The 20,670-nt window shown below is 64.6% G+C and carries 19 protein-coding genes and 1 pseudogene; 1 reads left to right on the forward strand and 19 read right to left on the reverse strand.

The features are described from left to right. Positions 1-1,191: 1,191 nt before the first annotated feature. Positions 1,192-1,398 carry a hypothetical protein gene (locus B0G76_RS44625; RefSeq protein WP_310793955.1) on the forward strand — a complete coding sequence of 69 codons (207 nt, stop codon included), beginning with the start codon at positions 1,192-1,194 and terminating at the stop codon, positions 1,396-1,398. Between the two features lie 60 nt (positions 1,399-1,458). On the opposite strand, the pseudogene B0G76_RS29010 reads toward B0G76_RS44625, so the two are convergent. The 19 genes and pseudogenes from B0G76_RS29010 to B0G76_RS29100 all read right to left on the reverse strand — a co-directional run bounded on the left by B0G76_RS29010 (position 1,459) and on the right by B0G76_RS29100 (position 20,529). Continuing rightward, positions 1,459-2,055: pseudogene (locus B0G76_RS29010) on the reverse strand (DNA adenine methylase). A 15-nt stretch (positions 2,056-2,070) separates the two neighbouring features. Beyond that, positions 2,071-3,120 (reverse strand): relaxase/mobilization nuclease domain-containing protein, encoded by a 1,050-nt coding sequence (locus B0G76_RS29015; protein ID WP_120295521.1) that lies wholly within the window; start codon positions 3,118-3,120, stop codon positions 2,071-2,073. Position 3,121: 1 nt separating this feature from the next. Then, the gene (locus B0G76_RS29020) at positions 3,122-3,652 is read right to left on the reverse strand and encodes a plasmid stabilization protein (protein ID WP_120295522.1); all 531 of its coding nucleotides are present in this window, start codon (positions 3,650-3,652) and stop codon (positions 3,122-3,124) included. A 10-nt stretch (positions 3,653-3,662) separates the two neighbouring features. Further along, entirely contained in the window at positions 3,663-5,222 is a 1,560-nt protein-coding gene (locus tag B0G76_RS29025; RefSeq protein WP_120295523.1) for an LPD7 domain-containing protein, read from the reverse strand. 42 nt (positions 5,223-5,264) lie between these two features. Further along, positions 5,265-7,151 (reverse strand): PriCT-2 domain-containing protein, encoded by a 1,887-nt coding sequence (locus tag B0G76_RS29030; RefSeq protein ID WP_120295524.1) that lies wholly within the window; start codon positions 7,149-7,151, stop codon positions 5,265-5,267. Then, positions 7,148-8,929 (reverse strand): type IV secretory system conjugative DNA transfer family protein, encoded by a 1,782-nt coding sequence (locus B0G76_RS29035; RefSeq protein WP_120295525.1) that lies wholly within the window; start codon positions 8,927-8,929, stop codon positions 7,148-7,150. Before B0G76_RS29035 ends, B0G76_RS29030 begins: the two co-directional genes overlap by 4 nt. Then, positions 8,926-9,327: a hypothetical protein gene (locus B0G76_RS29040; protein WP_120295526.1), complete on the reverse strand. Its 402-nt coding sequence runs from the start codon at positions 9,325-9,327 to the stop codon at positions 8,926-8,928. Before B0G76_RS29040 ends, B0G76_RS29035 begins: the two co-directional genes overlap by 4 nt. A 14-nt stretch (positions 9,328-9,341) precedes the next feature. Beyond that, entirely contained in the window at positions 9,342-10,469 is a 1,128-nt protein-coding gene (gene virB11, locus B0G76_RS29045) for a P-type DNA transfer ATPase VirB11 (protein WP_120295527.1), read from the reverse strand. After that, positions 10,466-11,683 (reverse strand): type IV secretion system protein VirB10, encoded by a 1,218-nt coding sequence (gene virB10 / locus B0G76_RS29050; RefSeq protein WP_120295528.1) that lies wholly within the window; start codon positions 11,681-11,683, stop codon positions 10,466-10,468. The genes virB11 and virB10 overlap by 4 nt, the downstream gene beginning before the upstream one ends. Beyond that, complete coding sequence (locus B0G76_RS29055) at positions 11,676-12,512, reverse strand: TrbG/VirB9 family P-type conjugative transfer protein (protein ID WP_120295529.1); 837 nt, start codon at positions 12,510-12,512, stop codon at positions 11,676-11,678. Before B0G76_RS29055 ends, virB10 begins: the two co-directional genes overlap by 8 nt. Further along, on the reverse strand, positions 12,509-13,225 hold the full coding sequence (locus tag B0G76_RS29060) for a virB8 family protein (RefSeq protein ID WP_120295530.1): 717 nt from the start codon (positions 13,223-13,225) through the stop codon (positions 12,509-12,511). The genes B0G76_RS29055 and B0G76_RS29060 overlap by 4 nt, the downstream gene beginning before the upstream one ends. Positions 13,226-13,402: 177 nt before the next feature. After that, positions 13,403-14,110, reverse strand: a complete 708-nt coding sequence (locus B0G76_RS29065; protein WP_120295531.1) for a type IV secretion system protein — start codon at positions 14,108-14,110, stop codon at positions 13,403-13,405. Beyond that, positions 14,107-15,264: a type IV secretion system protein gene (locus B0G76_RS29070; protein WP_120295532.1), complete on the reverse strand. Its 1,158-nt coding sequence runs from the start codon at positions 15,262-15,264 to the stop codon at positions 14,107-14,109. The genes B0G76_RS29065 and B0G76_RS29070 overlap by 4 nt, the downstream gene beginning before the upstream one ends. Then, the gene (locus B0G76_RS29075; RefSeq protein WP_120295533.1) at positions 15,261-17,753 is read right to left on the reverse strand and encodes a VirB4 family type IV secretion/conjugal transfer ATPase; all 2,493 of its coding nucleotides are present in this window, start codon (positions 17,751-17,753) and stop codon (positions 15,261-15,263) included. The genes B0G76_RS29070 and B0G76_RS29075 overlap by 4 nt, the downstream gene beginning before the upstream one ends. 1 nt (position 17,754) lies before the next feature. After that, positions 17,755-18,075, reverse strand: a complete 321-nt coding sequence (locus B0G76_RS29080; protein WP_120295534.1) for a type IV secretion system protein VirB3 — start codon at positions 18,073-18,075, stop codon at positions 17,755-17,757. A gap of 13 nt (positions 18,076-18,088) precedes the next feature. Next, positions 18,089-18,430: a TrbC/VirB2 family protein gene (locus tag B0G76_RS29085; protein ID WP_120295535.1), complete on the reverse strand. Its 342-nt coding sequence runs from the start codon at positions 18,428-18,430 to the stop codon at positions 18,089-18,091. Between the two features lie 35 nt (positions 18,431-18,465). Further along, a complete protein-coding gene (locus B0G76_RS29090) occupies positions 18,466-19,113 on the reverse strand; it encodes a lytic transglycosylase domain-containing protein (RefSeq protein ID WP_120295536.1) in 648 nt (215 codons plus the stop codon). After that, positions 19,110-19,688: a hypothetical protein gene (locus B0G76_RS29095; protein WP_120295537.1), complete on the reverse strand. Its 579-nt coding sequence runs from the start codon at positions 19,686-19,688 to the stop codon at positions 19,110-19,112. Before B0G76_RS29095 ends, B0G76_RS29090 begins: the two co-directional genes overlap by 4 nt. Beyond that, complete coding sequence (locus tag B0G76_RS29100; RefSeq protein WP_120295538.1) at positions 19,681-20,529, reverse strand: ParA family protein; 849 nt, start codon at positions 20,527-20,529, stop codon at positions 19,681-19,683. Before B0G76_RS29100 ends, B0G76_RS29095 begins: the two co-directional genes overlap by 8 nt. Positions 20,530-20,670: the final 141 nt, after the last annotated feature.

Below are 20,670 nucleotides of genomic sequence, written 5' to 3' on the forward strand. Positions count from 1 at the left end.
CGCGTGGGATTTCGAGGTAGTGAAGTGCCCCATGAAGGACGATGCTCAGCGTACTGTCTTTTACGTTGTGGCCCAATTCCTTAAAGCCTTCCAAACCGACCGCAATGTGGAGGTTAGTCGAATACCCAAACCACAGATATTTCTGCTCCCCTTGGCCGCGGATTCGGTCGGGCGACAGTCATGAACCGACGAAATCGGGAGGCAGATTGGGAGGCAGATACGGTTGCGAACGACTGCTTTTGACTGCGGCCGACTGCGGTGCAGTTGCGCCAAGCCGTTGATTCTTAGTAAAATGTACATGCAGCGTTATACCCTGATTCGCACTTTTAATCCGTTGGTCACAGCTTCGAATCCCGTACGGCCTACCAGCGATTATCTGTTGTGAAACCAAGGGCCCGCGCAAAACGGGCCCCTGATCAATGACGTTCCTGAGACTTCAACCGAAGATTTCAAGACCGCTTGCTCGAGCTGAAGCATACGCGCCACGATGCCACTGGGCTTCTTGTCGCCTTGTCCGAATCCCTGTCGGATCGAACGTCGACGCTGGCGACCGGATGAAGCCTGTCACCATGTATCTCCTTCGCCAGACGCGTTTCCACTTCCTGCCAGATCTGGCGCCTGGCAAGATCGCCGCGGCAGTCGCGCTTCGGCAAATCGTAACCTGCGTTAATGCGTTTGGTTGGCTCAATGACTGATCCCCTCGCCCTCACTTGCGCGGTCTCTCGCGGTCCTCTTTCAATAATAAAAAATTGCGCCTGAAGATTCCGCGCTGAAACGAGAGACAACAACAAGGTAGCGAGCAAGTAACTACCACCACAAGGGATTCAATAACACCATTCCAGTCTGAATCGATCACGTTGCATTCGCCAGTCAAACGTCTATATTTGGCAGATGAAACCTCGCTCCTGCCTGAACCCATGTTTTGACCGGAACAGGTTTATGCCGCAATGCGTGCCTGAAGGCAGCGAATCATGGGTTGGCTGAAACTCGCGCTGATCGTCGCTATCGTCGTCGCTGTCGCAAAAGGCCTCCAGCTGTTCAACAGGCACTGCCGGCGCCGGTTCGGCCACTCCTTCTTGACAACGCGCGGATTCTGGCTCACCGCCATCGCGATCAATCTTCTCTGGTGGGCTTCTATTTCTGGGGAAAGCATACCTTCAGCACACGACAACATCCGACGGAATCATCCTGATGGCCTTCGGGCTTGCCGCCGTTGCATGGCTGCTGTACGAGAATATCCGCGACACCGATCTCGTCCACGGCATCGGTGGTTCGACGCTGCAACTGCTCCTGTTTTTTCCGCTCACACTCTACAGCTTTCTGTTGCTGATCATGGGCATGATCTTCGTGCTGGTCGCCTCGTACAAGGCGGGCCCCGCACTCCTCATGGATCGCTGACACCACAACGTGAGTCGAAGCGCGGCGCCAGACGCGCTCAAACTGGCGCCGTTACCAATGTCAGAATAGTCCCACAGGTTCTTTCGACCGGTCCCCGCTGTAGATAATGAGTTCGCTGCGCGGCGCGGTATTTCCTACACCGCCAACGGTGTACTGGATATCGACGCATTCCATATCAAACTGCGCGAACAACGCCCTCATCGCCGGGTGGTTATTGAGCGTCAGGATCGCCCGCCCCCGCAACCCGCCCAGCATCCCCGCCATACGCTCGTACTGTTCAAATTCAAACGGCAGGCCGCAGCCCTCTGTTTCCCAGTATGGGGGCAAGATAGAAAAAAGTGTGTGGCCGATCGTACCGGTCCATGCAAACATGCCAGTCCAGCTTTTCGATATACGCTCCCGACAGCCTGAGATGGGTCGCCGACAGCGTCTCCTCCTGGCGCAACAGATTGAGCCCCGGCGACGAAGTCGTCACGGTACCGAAAGTCCGCCCTTCAACCCGGCCGCCGAATCAGTTAGTTCTACTGGAGGTAGTAGAAGCGCGCTGCACGCTGGATGTCGGTCAGTGTGTGACTCTTCGAGGTGATGCTGCACCACGCGGTGTATGTCCGCGAGCCGCCGCTTGCCGCCTATCCACAGAATGATCGGCATCGCCATTCACATCTCCTCTGCTCACCGCTCCACGCGCACATCCAGGTCGTCCAGAAACGGTTCCTGCTGGGTCTCACCGCGGTCCGTGCGACGTAATCCACGCTCACGCATTGAGCTACGCCGACGTATCCCTTCATTCCGGCCGATGCGTCCGGTGTCGGGCCGGTCGTGCTGGACCGGCATCGTCTGCACGAAGTCTGTGATCATTTCCGCCAGGCTCCGGTCATCGGCACTCTGCGAGCCAGCCATCGCGTGAACGACGCCTTGCCATGCTTCGAGCGGCCCAGCGTGTGCGTGCCACAAGGCAAGGCGGGTCGGCTCGCCCAGCCCCGATCGCCAGTAACGTGGTATTTCTCCACGCGCGCTCAGATGCACGACAGCCTGTTTCGGATAGCGCCGCGTTTCGCCACGGGCGAGTCGCGGCGTCGCATTGGCCTCCACGCCGTGCTCGCGCAACTGCCCGGCAAACCGATCGCGCCAGCGTTGCAGGTCCTGCCTGCGCGGGTTGAGCCGCCTGCCGTCCGGCCCGCGTACCTGCACGCTCAGATGCACATGCGGGTGCGCTTCGTCATCGTGCGCCGCAAAGACATACCGTCTGCCGTCGCCGAATTCCGCAGCCGCGAACGCACGCGCGGCGTTGCGCACCGCCTGCCGGTCCGTCCCCGGTGGCATTGACAGCAACACGTTGAACACCTCCCGCCTGCGGCTTTCCTCCGGAATACCCCACCCACCGAGGAGCCACGCATCCGTGAGATCGTGCAGCGCCTCGCGACCCAGCACGGTCATCCCGTCCTGGTCCTCGAGTTCCACTTTCCCGTTACGGGAGATGTAGCGCAGATGACGACGCACAGCACCCATGCCCTGCGCGCTCGACGCCTTGTTCGTGATCTTGACCATCACCTCGGGGATACGCCTGAGCGTGCGGGCGAGCTGCTCGCGCATGCGTCGCACGTCCCGCTGGAGTTCGCCGCGCGACACACGCGGTGCCCGCACGTGCCGCAGCGGATCGTGAAAGAGCCGGTCACCCCAGTTCAGCAGCATCTGATCGACGTATGTCTTCGGAAAAGGCATCCTAGCGACTCCAGCGATCGAGATTGGCGCGCAGCACCTGCATGACTGTACGCAGGTGCGTATCGATCACGGCACGGGCTCCCTCGATCATGTGCGTCATGTGCGCCGCGTCGCGCGCATCACCATGCGCCTGCAACCGTCCGAGCAACGTCATGATCGTGGCCAGATGCTGGTTCGAGTCCGCAAGCAGTCGCATCTCCCGCTCGCCCAGTTGCGGCTCATGCACAAGCTGCGCACGGATCACGGCAACCACCCAGCGATTGACATTCAGTCCACTCGCCAGCGCACGCTGTCTGGCCGCGTCAAGTTCCTCCTGTGTGAGCCGGACTTCGATGCGTTCGCGATGCCCGTCGACCGGAAGGCGACGCAGCTCACGTTCAGGCACTGTGTCTGGCGGCTCGTCCTGACCCAGCACACCGTGGACCAGTTGCCGCACACCATCGGCCGCCGTGACGCCGTGAAGGACGCACCACGCCTCCCAGCGTGGCTTCGCCGGTCCGAGATCCACACACAGTCGCATACGCGTGGTCATGCGCGTGCTCCTACAGGGACGGAGGCGCAGGTTCTGCCGGACCACGTTCGACCTCGCGGGTCGGGACGCGCTGCGCTGCCGTGCGGGTGCGGCGGTTCCGTGCGGAAGGGGCCTCGGGATCAAACACGCGCGGTCGCGGCACGGTGACGCCCTCCGCCACGAACGCGGCCAGCAGCCGTTGCGCGTGCTGCTGCACGCGCGCAATGGATCGCTCGCTGAAACCCTGCTGCCGCATCGCGGCGGTCAGCACAGCCATCTGCACGGCGCGCTCTTCGGGTGACGCGACGGAAGGCTCACGCCGCACGGACTGGGTATGCTGCGGAGTTGCCGGCCCCGCAGTCCCGCTCCTTCCGGCCTCGCTCCTGCTGTCGGACGCCTCGCGACGCGACTGCGTCCGCTCCTTCTCCACGACATCGACCTGCCACGTATTGCGATAGACTTCCTTTTCCTCTTCGCCGATCACATTTCCTGTCACGTCGAGCACCGGGACCATCACTGTCACGAGACGCCGGCCAAGGTTTTCGAGCATGACCTGCTGTCCGGCCAGCGCGCCGGACTCCGCAACGGCCCGCTCGAGATCCACACCCCAGACGACATGGTCCGCACCACCCGCATCACGATAGACAACGTAATACGAGTCACTGTGCGAAGGATTGTGCTGGTAGGGCGCACCACCGTGCTCGACCAGTTCGCCCACGTCGTGCTGACGCTCCTGCCCATCGGATTCAGCAACGTGTGGCGCCGTTTCGGCGGCTGGAGCAGCACGCGGCGGTTCAGCAGCCATCGGCGGCGCGGCGGCACCCGTCTCCAGTTGCCGGGAGGCATCGCGCTTCGCTGGCTGCGCCGCCTGTGATTCCGTGGGACCAGGCGCCGCCGCAGGCGTTTTCGGGAAATCCGCAGGAGCTCGCATAGTCGCAGGCGTCTGTGTGACATCAATGCGGTTGGTCATCCGATCACGACGACCTTCGGCCAGACGCGCCAGGTCGACTGCCTTCGGCTCGTAGCCAGTCACCTCGATGCCGAGCAGCATCGCCCGGACCCACACCTCGCGCCGGAACTGCTCATGGCCCGATACCCGCACGCGCCTCCAGGCCTTGGCGCGGACCATATCTACCATCGACTCAACGACATCCGGCCGGTTGTGTTCCGTCACCAGGTAGGGACCGATATCCTCGAATGCGAGCTGATGCGACGCATCCTTCAGGAAATACTGATTGCCCGCCCGCAGGTAGCGCTTTCGCACTGTCTCTGGCGGATTCCCAAGCGCCGCCCACCGCATGGTGGCCGCGTCGTCGCTGCCACGCGGCGCCCTCTGCTGCGATTCTGGTTGCTGTGCCGCAACCTGCGGTGAGGCGTCAGCCTGGATGGCCTGATCGCGCAGCCGCGCCCGCGCGGCATCGAACTCGCGGCGCCGGCGTGCGCCCAGGGCATCGGCCGCCGTCTGGTCGAAGCGGTCTGCGCCCGTAGCGCCGCCCTGCGGATCCTGAAGCGGCGGCGGATCCGGTTCGATCACGTTGATAACCGGATCGTCCGCAGGCGTGCCGGTCGAGGTTGTGGTTTCATCCATCATGGATCTCCCTCTGGTCGCTGGCTGACACAGCGTCGCGCGCGATCAGCGTTGCTGCCCTTCACCCTGTTCGCGGCCGGCGCGCTCCTTCGACTGCGCGAGGGCGGCTGCCCGTGCTTCTCTCACCCGCGTCCATGACACGCCCTGCAACTGGTCGAGTGTCGCATCGAGCTCGTTGCCGAAACCCACCTCGCGTGCGGACTTCTTCAGGGATGCAACCGTGCGCTCGAACAGATCGCGCGCACGGTCCCACGGATACACCTTCCCGTGATTGCCGTCGTAGCCAACCTGCACCTCCGCCCCATTGAGGCGCTGGTTTTCGTCCATCCACCTCAGCCGGTCCGAGACGAACCCCACGTTCGCCTTCGCGTGGAATACCACACTACGGGTCGACACTTCCTGGATCAGGTAGTGCTCGGTGTTGAACACCTCGCCACGGTACGGACCACCATTCTCACGGGGCGTCGCCATGCGGATCTGCGCGCCGAAACGATGCTGGGCCAGCGCCTTGATCTCGCCCGGTACGTCGTCGAGTCCATACAGCGGTTCGCCCACCTGACGGCGCACCAGCGTATCCGGCGCACGCGCTGGTGGAGACTCAACGTTCGGCGCTTCGGTCTCGCGCCGCTCCTGTCCCGGCGGCTGGGACTGTGCCTGCCCGGCTGCCGGCGCCGGGTTTTCCTGCGGCGCCGGTTCTGGCGTGTCCTGACTCGCCGCCCGGCGACGCGAGGTACGGCGCCGGCCAGACGCCTCTGCGTCACCCACGAGTTTCTCTTTCACGTTACCCATTTCACCCTCCTTCAGTGCATCGCCCGATCCGTCTTCAGCCATGGCCTGTCCAGACACTTCCTCACCCACAACCGCCCGCCCAGGTGCCTCGTAGAGTGACTCCCGTAAAAGCTCACCGACGGCACGGGATCCGGACAGCACGGTCATGTCGTCGAAGTCAGTCGGCATCTCGCCGGCAATCCGGGTCTCCGGTGCAAAGTGCGGTTCTGCCAGCAGCGACGACGTGCCGAGCGCGGCCTGCTTCGCATGTTCATACCCGGCACCGAGATCGGCGAGCACCGCGATCTCCGCTTCCGGGTAGCGGCCGCGCCACATCGCTGCCACAGGCCGAAGGTTGCCGCTCGACAGGGCGGCGACGCTGAACCAGCCGGTCGCCTGCCACACTGCCAGTGCCGTTGCCACCCCTTCGGCGATCAGGATTGGCGTGGTCGCACCCTCGCGAAACTGGCCCGGTTCAACCAGCCAGTTGCCGCCCGACTTGGCACCGCCCGCCAGGGCAGACTTGCGCCCTTCGGTATCGATCAGCTCCAGCGTCGAAAGGGTCTCGCCGATGCGGACCGGCACCACCAGCACGCGGCCGGTGAGCGGCTCCCCGGCACTGCGCGGCGCATATCCGAGCAGTGCATGCAGCTCCTCGGCCTCGAGTTCACGCAGCGTGGGGACCGCCCTGACCTGCTTGCGTTCGAGATACGGGTGTCCGGGCCCCACCGGCCGTGCCCACTTCCAGATCGCCAGTGCCTCCCGCGCGACGGCCGCCTGTCGCGCGCGCACACGCGCCTCGACCCTGCCCTCCTGCCGCACCTGATCCACAGAGGAACGCGCTGATGGCACGCGCGGTCGGTCCGTCGGTTCCATTGCCGCGCGCGACGCCCTGACATCGAAACCGTGCTGCTGCGCGAGCCAGAAGAGCGACGCGAGTGTCTTGCCGCCCGACTCGCCGGCCGAGCGCCACGTCACCCGCGCCGCACGCTCGCTGTAGTTGTGGGCGGTGCGGCTCCATTCGTCCCAGATGTCGAAGCCGGCCTCGCCGAATCCCTGCTTGAGCGCGAACGCCATGTCGACCCACGTCGCGTAGTCTTCGGCTGGAATCGTGGCCAGCGCCGCGCGCGCACGCTCCTCTTCACTCAGGTACCGGGCATTCATTGGCGTTCTCCGTGAAGCGGCACGACATTCGAACTGTCACCCACATGCGATGCAGCTCGCCCGCGCTGGGTGCGAGATGCGCCCGCGGCGCGCGCAGACCTGTGCCTGGGCGCGCCGTCCGAGGGGCGCAGTTCCGCGACGTCGAGATCAGATGGCGACAGCCGCCGCACCGCCGCGGCCACGCGCGCAGCCGGCATCCCCAGCAGCATGAAATGTCGCCCGGCATAGGCGGCGGCCTCGTCGTCGCTCATGTCGCCCAGATGCCGTGGCAGGTCGCGCGGATCCCAAGCCTGGAGCACTTCCAGATACTCCGGCGGAATGTGCATCACGCCGGCTTCATCCACGTCGTCAGGTTGCACATCCCTCACGCGCCGTTCGACCTGAGCCACAAAACGCACGAGATCCATCGCCGGGATGGCTGGCGCCGTGCGCAGGCGGGAGGCGAACACCGGATCACGCCAGTAGCAGATCCGTTCGGCCAGGATCGGCTTCGTGTTTTCGAGCAGGATGATTTCCTTCTCGCGCCCCAGTTCCTTCAGTTCCTGAGGCAACAGCAGGGGCCGGCGCTGCTCGGAGAAGCTCTCGCTCGAGCCGCCCCGGCCGCCAAAGATCGCGGTCGACCGGCTCACACTGCGCGAGCGGTCCGTGAAGGTGCCGAGCATCTCCGAGTATTCGTTCGCATCCTTCTGCTCACGTGGTGCGTAGATGATCTGCATCGCGTGATTCGTGACGAAAGTCCTCGCGTCCGCGCGGCCATAGACCGATTCAAGCTGTGAGATCGACTGCACGATCGAAAGCAGCCGCAGGTTGTATCCCGCCATATAGGCGACAGCGCGGGCGATGATGTGAATCCTGCCGACCGACGTGAATTCGTCCATCAGCATCAGGCACTGTACCGTCAGCTCCGGGTTGTCCTGGGGCAGTTGCCGCGTGTTCAGATTGACGAGTTGCGAGAACACCAGGTTGACGACCAGCGCGGCCTCGGCCAGATGGTCCGGCGTGATGCCGACATACACCGACATGCGGCGCCTGCGCACGTCGCGCAGGTCGAAGTCATTGGCGCTCGTCGCGGCATCAACGATCGGATTGGCCCAGATCGTCAGCGGCGCATTGAACGTCGCGAGTATGCTCGCAAGGACCTTGTCGTCGTTCGCAAGAAAGCGGTTCAGCGCGTCGACGCACGCACCAGTGAGCAGCCGCCGGTTCTGCAGCAGCGCCTGCTGGAGATACACCTTGACGGGCATGCCGTTACCGGACGACTGCCGCAGCACCTCGCCCATCGTCACCGGATAGTCGGGCACATCGGTGTCGCCGCTGCGGCGCGCATCGCGCCACTCGTATAGCAGCAGTACGATCCCGAGAAACAGGTTGCGGGCCTGATCCTTCCAGAAGTCGTCGTGACCGCCGACCGGATACAGCGCGTATCCGATTGCAAGAATATCGCCGACGCGGAACACCCCGTCCGGGATCGGCGACAACGGGTTATACCGGTGCGTACGGCCATCCTCGGCAAACGGATTGAACAGGTACACGTCATGGCCGTGTGCACGACGAAACCCTGCCGTGAGGTTGAAATTCTCCTGCTTGATATCGAGCACGACCACCGAATCCGGATAGCTCAGCAGGTTGGGCACCACGATGCCCACGCCCTTGCCCGACCGCGCCGGTGCCGCAAGCAGCACGAACTGCTGGCCAGTGAACCGCAGGTAGCGGCCACGCCAGACACCCACGACCAGCGGCGGGCCGCTGAATGCTTCTGATGTCGTCACCGCGCTCATAGCAGCCCTGCCCGGCGGATGTCCGCCTCGTTTGCGAACCGCGCGCTGCCATAAAGACGCCGGCGGCCGGAGCGATCCGGCAGCGCGTAAGCGGCAAGCGCCGGCGCACCAAACGCGAGCAGGAAGCCGAACAGCGCGGTGCCAGCAAGCCGCCGCCCCTGCCCTGGCAGGCGTCCGTCGTACCAGGTCAGCGCCGCATCCGGCCAGGCATGAAACCCGGCATGAAGCGGATTGGCATGCTGGCTCGCGACGAAGAAAAACGACGCCAGCCAGAGGGCGAGGATCAGACCGGCAGCAGCAGTGGCCACAATCGCGAGCGTGACCAGCGCGCGCACCGCGTGATACCCGGCCCCCCTGCTGGTTGTGCGTACCGTTCCGGTTGCCTTTCCGATGTCCATGGCCTGCTCTCCTTTCACCGGAAATCCGCGTGATGGCGACGCAGCGGATCGAACCAGACTTCCGTCATCGACCATCGCCGGCCGGTCTGCTCACCTGACGCATCGAAAAGGGCCGTGGCCTCCATGTGCGCCACCACATCGATGGTCATGAAGAGCAGCCGGCGCAGTGCCGCGTCATCCCACGTCGAAGCTTCCGGATGTTCCTTCGCCATCAGCGCGAACCGCTCGATCGCGACCGGGGCGCTCGATGCGTGATAGCTCGTGATCGAGCCCGAATGGCCCGTGGTCAGGAGCTTCAGAAAGTCGTACGCCTCGCTGCCGCGCAGTTCAGCGAGCAGCACGCGGTCGGGACGCATGCGCATCGTGCTGGCGATCAGGTCCGCGGGCGTCACCCGCGCCTGAGCGTGACCACCCTTGCTGTAGATCAGGTGCACGCAGTTATCGATGTGGCGGATGAAGAGTTCGCGCACATCCTCGATCGTCACGATGCGCTCGGTGGCCGGAATGTACCGGCACAGTGTCTTCATGAAGCTCGTCTTGCCCGAGCCGGTGTTGCCCACGATCGCGAGGTTCAGCCGCCCGCGCACCGCCCGCTCGAAGAAAGCCGGCAAATCACGCGCTTCGAGGTACCTGACGAGTTCGCGATCGAGAGGCCGTAGCGCCGGCATCGCCTCATCAAGTCCAGCCGGGCGGCGCCACGTGGTGTGCGCGAACAGGCCCTCGCCTGCATACGCATCGAGCGTTTTCTCGCGCGAAGAGGGACGGCGGATCGTCACCGACACGGTACGCGGAGGTACCACCGGCGGGATCACGATCTGGATGCGCGCATCACCTGGCAGCAGCGCGGAGAGCACCGGATGCAGCGCCGAGACCTCCTGGTTCGTGAGCGTGGCAATCGCGACCGCGAACGACATCAGGCGCTCGAAATCAAGGTCCGTGCAGTCGTGCACATGCCATCCGAGATGGGTTTCGGTCAGCACGCGTTGTGGCCTGTTGATCACCAGCTCCGTGACCGTCGGGTCATCGAGCAGCCCCGCGAACGGCCGCATGAGCTCGCGTACCGACGCGTCCTCTGCCAGCCTCGGCAGTGGGGCATCGGCTGACACAGGTGCGTCGCTCAGGAAGTGGGCCGGCGCGTTCATCGCGAGCCCTCCGGATCGAGCGCATAGACCGCACTGAAGTCCAGGTCCCGCGCGACGACGATCGTGAACTCGGCCCCCTGGTTCTGCGACAGCGTGGGCGGAATGTTGATGGTGCTGTCGAGTACCCGCGAGGCCATGTCATTGCCCTGCTGCTGCGTGTTCTCGAACACCACCGAGCCGTTGCTGTTGCCGCCACGCGTCGCGAGATAGCCGATCGCGTCCTGCGTCATGCCGAGCAGCATGGCCGCGCCGATCCGTTCGCCCCAATGGTCGTTCACATAGCCGCTCACGCCCATGCGTCCGAGCGCGTCCGCGGCCGGCGAATCGATCTCGACCGTCACCCCTTCGGGAGTCTTGATGCGGGCCGACAGGATGAACACCCGCTTCTGTCCAGGTGCCAGGTTCGAGCGGTACTCGCTGTTGATCTGCGAACCCCGTTCAATCAGAACCACACGGCCGTCATCCGAATAGACGTTCTTCGTCACCGTGCAGGTCGAGATACCCGCCTGGGTCGAATCAAAGGCCGTATCGCCCACGCAGTCGATCTTGGCGCCTTCTGCAAGAACCAGAGTGCGGTTGCCGAGAAAGCCTGCGCGCGCTTTCGGCGTCACGGTCGGCGTCAGCGCCTGGGCAAGCGGGCTGCTGCCCTGGGGCTGGCTGACCGTCACAGCAGTCGCGCCCGGCGAAACGCCCGGTGTTGACGCGGCAAGCTCCGCCGCTGCGTTGGCGGGACCATTGCTTCCGCCTGTGCTTCCGGTGGCGAGCAGCGGCGCGTCGTAATAGCTGCGAGCCGGCGCGGTATGGACAGGAGTGTGGGGCGTCGCGGCGGCAACGGGGGCCGACGCGGCGGCACTCGCGGTGACCGGGCTGCCTGGCACTGCGGCAGCTGCTGAGGCCGCTACGGTCCCTTCGCTGAACACCCGCCCCTGGGACGGCTGGTCCTGCACGGCATCCCGTCTGGCCTTCTCAGCCGCATCGTGCCGCTCGAGAAACCCGTGTATCGTCCAGACCGCTCCGCCGATCAAGACCGCTACGACCACGAGCGGCGCAAGCCACCAGGCACGGGGCCGACCACCCTGCTGCCCCAGCTCCGGCATGCCACGATCGGCTGGCTGGTCCGCAGGGTCACCGTTTATGGTTTCTGTGACCTTTGCGGGGTCGCCCTCGGACACGACCTTGGGCGCAATCACTCTGCGCGGCGTTTCCTCATTCATGGCCGTCGCTCCGCAGGACACGCTTCACACCGCTCACCGTCGTGCCATCCGCAGGCGGTACCCCGTCCACGTCGAACGCGTCGTTCCACAGACCGACCACCTCGTCACCGAGACGCAGCACGAAACGTCGCGCGAGCTCATGCACGACGATCACGTCGTCTTCCATGTGCCGGTCGACGACGCTTTCGCTGTCGTTGCCGGCCACGCGGAAGATCGCAGGGATACGTCGGTTGTTGGGAATGCGGATATAGGTAAAGCGCCCGTCATCCCACGCCGCAGTAGGCGCGATATCCTCCGAGTGCGGCATCACCTGCATCGAGTAGGCGGTATTGCGCACCACCGGCGGCTGGTCCAGGCGCGCGCGTACGAGGGCGGCATCATCGGCGGCCTTTGTCTTCGCGGCTTGCGCGTCGGGATAGACGAAGGTGATGCGATACATCTGCTCGTCGTTGGCGAACCGGGCCCTGAGCGGCAGCACCACGAGGTCAAAGCTGTAGCTGCGCCGGTCGGTACGGATCTCGAGGTTCGTGTCGTGCGCGGCGAGCTGGGGCTTGAGGTAGACGTCGTGCTCACCCCGGTTTGCAAGCACCTGCCATCCGTCCCGGTCGCCAGGGGCCACGACGAGAATGTGCTCGGCCGGATCGAGCGCAATATGCGTGGCGAAACCGCGCTGTGCGATGATCCGCACCACCTCGTCCTGCCGGTACACGACCTGCCGCACACGCGGGTCGCTGGACCAGCCGGGCACGTCGTACGCGCGGGCGCCACCGCAGAGCGCTGCCAGCGTGGCCCCCAGCACAACGGTTCTCACCAGGTTGTACAGCCTCATCGCACACCTCCCGGGACCGACTGTGACGCCGGCGATGACGCCGCAGGGGTGTATTCGGGATCGCGACTGTAAGCCGTCACCCTGAAGCCGAACGGGTTTTCAATCGCCGTGCGCTCGCGTGTAAAGACGGATGGCCGGTACGTGAAGGCCAGCGTGATGACGAAACGCTGCGGCGGCTCCGCGTTATCGATACCGTTCTTCCACGTCGTGCGCTCGATATGCACGACGGCATGCCCCGGTTCATCCGGCACGAGTGTCGTCGAGAGGATGCGGATGCGCCGCTGTGCGTTTGCCCCAAGCTGCCGGTCCAGCGCGTCCGGTCCGCCGTAGATCGCCCGGTAGTCACGCGCAACCCGGTCGTCGCTCATGTCGAGCACGCGGTCGTAGTCCATCTGCAGCAGACCCCAGTCGTAACGCTCGCGCGAGCCCACATACACCTCGACCCAGTGCTTGTCCTCGGTGTCGCGCATAGGGATGTGCTTCGCGTCGAGCACGTCGATCACCTGCGCTTCGCCCGTCAGCCGGTCAACCTCGATCGGCAGTGGCACGAGCCGATAGAAGGGGGTCATCACAGCCAATGCGATGGCACACAGGATGGCCACCACGACCGAGGTCGCGGCCACGTACCATGCCCGACGCTCGGACCGCTCCTGCAGGTGCGTGACCGACACCTCGAAATCGAGCGCCCGACGATAGTCACGGTCACTGCTCATGACTGCCCCCATCCGACGGGGGAACGGGTGGCACGCGGTTCACCGGAACACGGTGCGAGCCATCCGGCAGGACGGGTTTAGGTTGGCTGCCGGCGCACCCGTTAATAAGCATCACTAACTGTACGACAACAACCGCAGCGATGGAACGGACCATGTCAATCTCCTCAGTTGCCGAACTCAGTTTCCAAAGCTTGCGGGTACCATCTGGTCCTGCAACCGCGCGGTATTGCCGGCACGCTTGAGGACGAGCTCCTGCTGCTGCCCGGCGATGAGCCGGTCTTCGGAATCGGCGAGCATCCTGAAAAGCTGCAGCTTCGTCATTTCGTTGCCGACCGCCGTGCTCTCAATCTGGATGCGAGCCTGCAGTTCGGAAATCCCCTTCTGGTCCTGCGTGACGTCGATCTGCTGCATCAGGCCCTGGATCTGGTCGAGCTCCTGGAGCTCCGTCTGGTACGCCTGTGTGCCGAATGCCTTGTCCTGGAACGGCTTGTTGAGCGCGCGCTGGCAGACCTGCTGGTCGACACCACTCTGGTCCTCGCAGTTGTAGATCTCGCTCGCCGAGCGCAGCGTCTGCGCACTGCCAGTGAGACCCGCATATCCCCCGTTCTGGACTGCCGTATAGACGGACTGCCAGTTCGACGGCAGGGAGTTCGACAGAACCGGATTGCTCATCAGGGATCCAAATCCACGGGTGCCACTGAGCGACTGATACAGCTGGAGCTCCTGCTGCACCTCCTCCTTCAGTTGCCCTACAGTCGCGATCACCTGCACGACGTTCTGTACGTCATACACGGGAATGCCTTGGGCACGAACGACGGAAGACAGGCAACCGGTCGCGGCGATTGCGCCTGCTATCAGAGCGCGCCGTACATGTGAGGTGGTCATGATGCAGACTCTCCATCGTTTCCCCGATCGCCCAGGTGCTCGCGGGCCGCACGCTGGTAGGCTGGCACCGAACCGCTTCCCGCTCCGCCATCCGAAATCTTTCCGCCCGGCCGGCGTGGACCGTGCCCGAAGCGCATGACGGCACCGACGCCGCGAAGCGCCTGGCGTGCGGCGTATCCCGCAACGAATGCGCCAAACCCCGACAGGGTGGCGCCACCAGCCAGACCGGACGCGACCCCAGGCAGTTGCCATCCGACAGTGGCCAGCAGGAGGCCCGTGACGCACATTCCCAGTCCCGCTCCCCAGGACGCTGCGCTGTCGAGTGCGCTGTGAACAGCCGCTGTCAGCGAGGACGCATTCGCATCGGGTGCCGAGGTCGTCACCTGGAACGGCGCGAGATCGGCGGAGAACGCGGTCAGCGCCATGCCCAGAAACGCCGCAATGAGTATCTGCAACAGCGCGTAGTTCGCAATCTTCGCGGTCCATGCCTCGAAGAACCGGGCTGTCGGGCTGAATGCGCCACATGCGATGAACAGGGGGCCAAGCCCGAGCACCAGCTCCAGAAGCATCCTCGCCATCAGCACCTCGAATGCGAGGACGATCAGGAAGACCGAGGCACCGAGCGCGGCTATCAGCCCGCAAAAGAAATCGCCGATGCCCGCCACGATGCCCGCCATGCTGAAGCCTTCGTGCGTCGCCTTGTTGAAGTAGGCATCCATCACGATGTCGATCTGCCGGTCATAGCAGTCGAGGGTCTGGTAAATGGAGGACGCGCTCGTACCCGTCACGCTGGCGCCACTCACCGTTCCGCAGCCGGCATTACCCGCCCCGGCATTCGCGGCCGCCGTCTGGATCGTCTGGGCCAGACCTGAGGTAGCGCCCTCCACCGCGGTAACTACCTGCGACTGGTAGATGCCCGCACCGAGCGCAAAGGCGAGCATGATGGCCACCTTCATCCCGCGCCACGCAAAGGCGGGTACCGACTCATGGGCCTCGCCGCGCACCACGGCGAACCCGTACACGATGATCCAGATCGTGAGGGCCGTCGTGACGACCGGCACCAGCGCACTGGAGAGCGCCGACGACACGCCCGTGACGTACGTCGACATGCCGTTTTCGAGCGTGCCGCCAACCGCTGTGAAAAGGCCGCTCATCGAGCACCTCTTCCCGACACACTCGGGGCCAGCATGTTCAGGGCTGCCCCGGTCGCACGCCGTCGCGCCAGCCGTTCATGAAACACGGGAAGCCACGCAGCGGGTTCGTCGCCCACCTCGGCACGGATGCCGTCGAGCAGTTCGACGTTGTCCGTCGTTCCCGACAGCACGTCGAGCACGTCGCCGAGTCCGCCGAGATCCAGTCTGCCGATCGCCGAGTGGTGTCCCTGCTTGACAAGGAACAGGCGGCTGTTCTCCCCAAGCGTGCGAACGATATTGAATTCGGCCTCGGTGAGCTTGAAGCCGTGCACGTAGTCGTCGTAGTCCGCCCGCGGATTGGGCAGGAAGAAGAATGTCGCGGTCTGCTCGATGAGCGCCCGCGCGATAGGGCTGCGCAGGACGTCCGCCGGCGACTGCGTGTCGAAGATGCCCAGACCGTTCTGCTTGCGGATGGTCTTCTGCCTGTTGTTCGCGAAATCCGTAAATACCGGGTCCCCGAGGCGCTTCCAGAACTCGGTCATCACATAGATGAAGCGCCGCCCGTCGATCAGGCTTCCGGTCAGGTGCAGCAGGTACATCGTCACCGGCGTCGACACCTCCGGATCGTCCAGCAGTTCTGTATCATCGAAGCCGAAGAGCTGGTTGTGGCTGAATTCCAGCAGGTCCGACGGGTTGTCCAGCACCCAGCCGAGCCGGCCGCCCGCACACCACCTGGTCAGTCGCGCATGCAGGCTGTTCTCGCCCACGTTGGGCATCAGTTGCCGCACCATCGACAGGCGCCGAAGCGGCCGTGCCATGCGGGCCACTTCCCGCACGGCACGCGAAACGTCGAGCTCGTCTCTCGCCGAAAGCGGCGCACCCGTATCGACGAGCCGGCGCACGAGACGCTCCCAGAAATCCAGTCCCGCCTCATCCGGCTCAAGCTGGAAGGGATTGAGCCCCGTCGGGACACCCCGGTGAAAGACGGTGTAGCGGCCGCCCACCGCGCGGATCGCGATCTCGGTACCGCGGTCCTTGTCGTAGATAACGCCGGTGACGCCATACTTCATCGCCATGGCAAGCAGGAACAGCTCAAGTACCGTCTTGCCCGCGCCCGCCTGCCCAATGATCTGGGTGTTGGCGAGTGCCTTCTCGTCGGCCGATTCCTTCTTTTCCGCAGTCGCGTGGAAGTTCAGATAGAGTGGCTGGCCGCTCGGCGTCTTGACAATGGTGATTGCCTCGCCCCACGGGTTGCCGTCGCGCTTGCCCGTCGCGAAGTTGTGCAGGCTCGCGAGTCCACAGAAATTGCGCGAGGTGAGCTTCGCCTCCCGTGGCCGGTAGCGCCAGTTGCCGGGCAGCTGCGCGAACCACGCCGCGTCCGCCACGAGGTCGACGAGCGCGCTCTGGAAGCCCACGTCCGCGAGCTGCGTGCGCGCCTTCGCCACGTGCCGCGCTACCTCGTCCGGGCGGTCCCCGAGCACGGCAAGCGAATAATGGTATTCGCCCAGGACGAAATCGCCATTGATCAGGTCGTTCAGCGCCTGGTCCATCGCCTCGACCTGTGACACCGCGACGTCCTCGCCGGCAATCAGCTGGTTGCGCTGTCGCTCAAGCGCTTCCTTTGCCGTGGGACGGTCAAGGATCGTGAAGCTCTGCGTCTCGATGTACTCGAAGTCGCCGTAGAGCAGACCGTCGAGCATCCCGGGCTCCGTTTCTTCCGGGTAGTCCTTCAGGTCGAGCAGCGCCGCGTAGCGCGTTGCGCCCGGCATGCGGATCTCGACCTTCTCGGTGCGGAAGAAAAGTCGCGACGTCGGCAGTGCCTCGGCAATGCGGCCTGACGGCACCGGCACGGGCTCCCAGGCGGCGTTGACGAGATAACCCAGAAACTCCAGTGCCGCCGAGAAACGCACCGGCCGCTGCGTATGGTGGATCTGCTTCGCGTAGCGAACCTGCTTCCTGTAGACGCCAAGGGCCACCGGATCCCACGGTTTCAGGCCCGATTCGACCTGCGCTGCGAGTTCCGCCATCACCTTCAGCGCCTCATACTCGTCCCGCCTGATATCGTCGGCGGTGCGACGGGCTGCCTGACTGAATAGCCGCCCCAGACGCGTGCGGTGCGGCCGGTAGACGACCGTCAGGTACAGCTCGTTGGCCATCATCCGGTAGCCCGCAAAGCTCGCGTAGTACCGTGTGGCAAGCTCCTGGCAGAACGGGTTGCCGTAAGGCGTGGCGAAGTGGTCAGTCACGCGCCGGCGGAGCCGATGGGACCAGAGTCCCACATGGCCACCCGGCAGGCTGCGCACGAGCTGGTTGAACCCTTCGTGACGCACCAGGATGTCACCTGGATCGGCCGCCTCGAAGGCAATGCCGGCGATCTTCCACACGCGCAGATAGTCGCCTTCCCGCGTGCGGATCACGTGGTCGGTCACGTGCGATGAGAACGGCACGAAATCCGCGAGCACGACCTCGCGTTCGGCCACATCGATAAGGTGGTGCGGCTGCGCAGCCATGTCAGCCCCTCCTCCTGATGCGAACCGGCACGTAGCCGTGCGCGCCCCAGAAGTGGCGATTGCGCTGGCGAAACGCCATGCGAACGCACAGCACGCACTGCGCAAGCCGCTGGTCGTCGTGCCGCGTGACCGAACGCATCGTCACGAACACCGGCACGAGAAGCAGCACGATGCCGACGCCCACCGGCGGGCTTGCGAGCAGCGCCCAGATCGCGGGAATCAGGATGCTGCCGCCCACCATCAGCAACGGCACAAGCGGCACGCCCCACAGCATCGCGGGTCGTGTGCAGCCCTTGAAGACGGGATCCCTGAGCTGGTCCATGTTTGCCTCTGGATCAGCTCGTCGGGATCAGCATCGCTGCGATCACCGTGGCGCAGCCCACGAACAGGCCGCCGATGAACACGTTGGCGATATCGCCAAAGCGCGCGTGCTGGAACATCATCTTGAAGCCCGCCCAGATGATCGAGATCGAGCACACCACTGCACCCACGCTGAGTAATGTGGTCTGGATCGTTGTCAGCAGGGTGTTGACCTGAGAGAGCTGCGCATATGCCGGCGTCACCGTCAGTGCCAGCAGGGGCGCAATCGCGAGCCCGCGACGGACGGCTCGCGCCGACCCACGCATCCACGTCTCCCGTGGAATAGATCTCCACTTGATTTGTAGTCCTGATTTCATGGGCTGCTCCTGTTACACACATGGGTCCTGCCTGGTCAGAAGACGACCGCGTTTTCCTGCGCCATGTCGCCGGGTAGACCAGTCTGGCGATTTCGTCTGCAGTCCGTGGTCGACGGCGTTCCATCCCGGATGCGAGACGGACCGGAACGCGCGCCTTGCGGACTGGACGGAATGACGCGAATGGGCGGGAGGTCGGCGGCAGTGGCCGGAACCACCGGATCAGGGAGCGCTGCATCGGCGACGACCCTCTGCACATAGCCCGTGCGAAATCTCGTGGAAAAGTCGCCGCTCGCGTAGCACGACAGCCCCGCGCGCAATGCGTCCTGCGCTCGTGCATACTCGTGCCGCGCACGCTCGAAGCAGCCCTGCAGGATGGCCACGCCGGCGGCGAGATTGCGGCATGGATCGAAGACGGTCTCCCGTGTCAGGCCGAACCGGATCCAGTTCGCGCGGTTCACCTGCGCGAGTCCTGCGCTGTAATCCCACCCGGCGGCCTCCAGCGCGCGTGCCGTCGCAACGGCCTCATTGAGGTTCGCTGGCTGGCGCTCGAGGCGGCCATGTACCACCCCGATCGCGTACGGGTTGAAACCCGACTCGACCCGCACGATGGCTGCGATCGTGGCGGGCGCCACGGCCGGCGCGCACTGCTGCGTCAGGGCGAGGAATGCGGCGAGCGGAATCATTCACCACCTCCCTGTCCGCCCGGGCTTTCGTACTCCCGCTCCAGAAAGAGACGTGCGGACTGGGTCGGCTCGTACGGGATAGCGGTACTGCCGGCTCCGTAGAACTCCGTGATCGTGAGGTCTGCACCTCTCGCGTCCCACCACACCCGCGTGTACAGGACGCCGTCGATTTCGACGTTGATTGCGCCGTGCGCATTGCATCGCAGCTCACTCTGCTTGGGGCCACCCCAGTACAGCAGATCCTCGCGGCAGTACCCGGTGCCCGCAAAGATGTTCACCGCCGACGTCCCCTGCGAGCCACCTGCGCCGAAGTCGCACGTCGGAAAAGGATCGCCGTGGCGCAAGGCTGCCCACAGCCTCCCGATCGGCGGGACGCACTCGCCATACTGCTCAGGGCCACCGGGATTGGAGAGGCACAGGATCACCTGGCAACCCCAGTCGTCGGCATGGGAAGTGCCAGGCGCCACGATTGATGCACCGACGAATGCGGCGAGGACAATCAACCAGCGGCGCAACACCCACAGCAGCCCGCGGCCGGCGATGGCAATGTCGAATGAGATGGCTGCATCATGCATCGCACACCTCTGCACGACGAAGGGCAGGCATTGCACCGTTCCCGATTGCATCGAGCCGGCGAGTGAGGACCTCCAGACAGGCGACCACTGTCCGCGAGGATTCGGCTACCCGGACATCCTGCGCGGCTGGCCGGTCGCGCGGCACTGAGTAACCCACAGCGCGCCCGACAGCTGTCAGGCGAGGCAGCCAGGCGTATCCGTGGGGAAACGCCTGGTCCGCGATCAGCCATTCACGCAGCGTCGTTTCCATCACCTTCACCCACGCTTCTTCCATCGGTCCAGGGATTGCGACGACGGGCAGAAGCCCGACAAAGTGCAGTGCCGGATTCAGTCGCGCCCGGACGTTGCGGATCCCATACGTGCCATTGATGATTTCCGAGGCGCATTCGACGCATTCCGGCGACATCGCTATGAGGCTCAGCACCGCGTCCACCAGCGCCTCTGCACAGACAGCGCGCAGGTCGGGCAGGACGGGAGTATCGATCAGGCACACGTCGAACCGCGGCGCCACCACGCATAGCAGATGACGAAGGTTCGCGTAGTAGCGGGTGCGGGCGGGATCGTCACGCGAGCGCAGACCGTCGACGGCGTCGCCGCTGAGCACGTGAACGCAGCCGCCGGGTGCGGGCCGGGCGCGCCCGGACGGGTCCGGCACCGGGTTGCCGGACCCGATCGCGTCTTGCTGCCGGCCAGCGAACATCCGTGCGCAGCGCGGCGGCTCGGCAAGGTCCAGTACCAGCACGCGCCAGTGATTGACGCGATGCAGGTGACGGGCAAGCAGGCAGGTCAGCATCGTCCTGCCCGAGTTACTCTTTGCCGATATGATCAGAAGCGATTTCATGGTTCATCGTCCTCAGCCGCGCCCGCTGTCGATGAACCTGCGAAGAAAAAGGAACCCGCGGCGCCGGAGAGGCTGACCGCGGGCTCAACGGGGGATCATTGCATCAGCGCCAGAAAGCAGAAAAGCCTACATTTGCAGGCT

Origin of the sequence: Paraburkholderia sp. BL23I1N1 (genome assembly GCF_003610295.1) — a bacterium.
GTDB lineage: Bacteria > Pseudomonadota > Gammaproteobacteria > Burkholderiales > Burkholderiaceae > Paraburkholderia.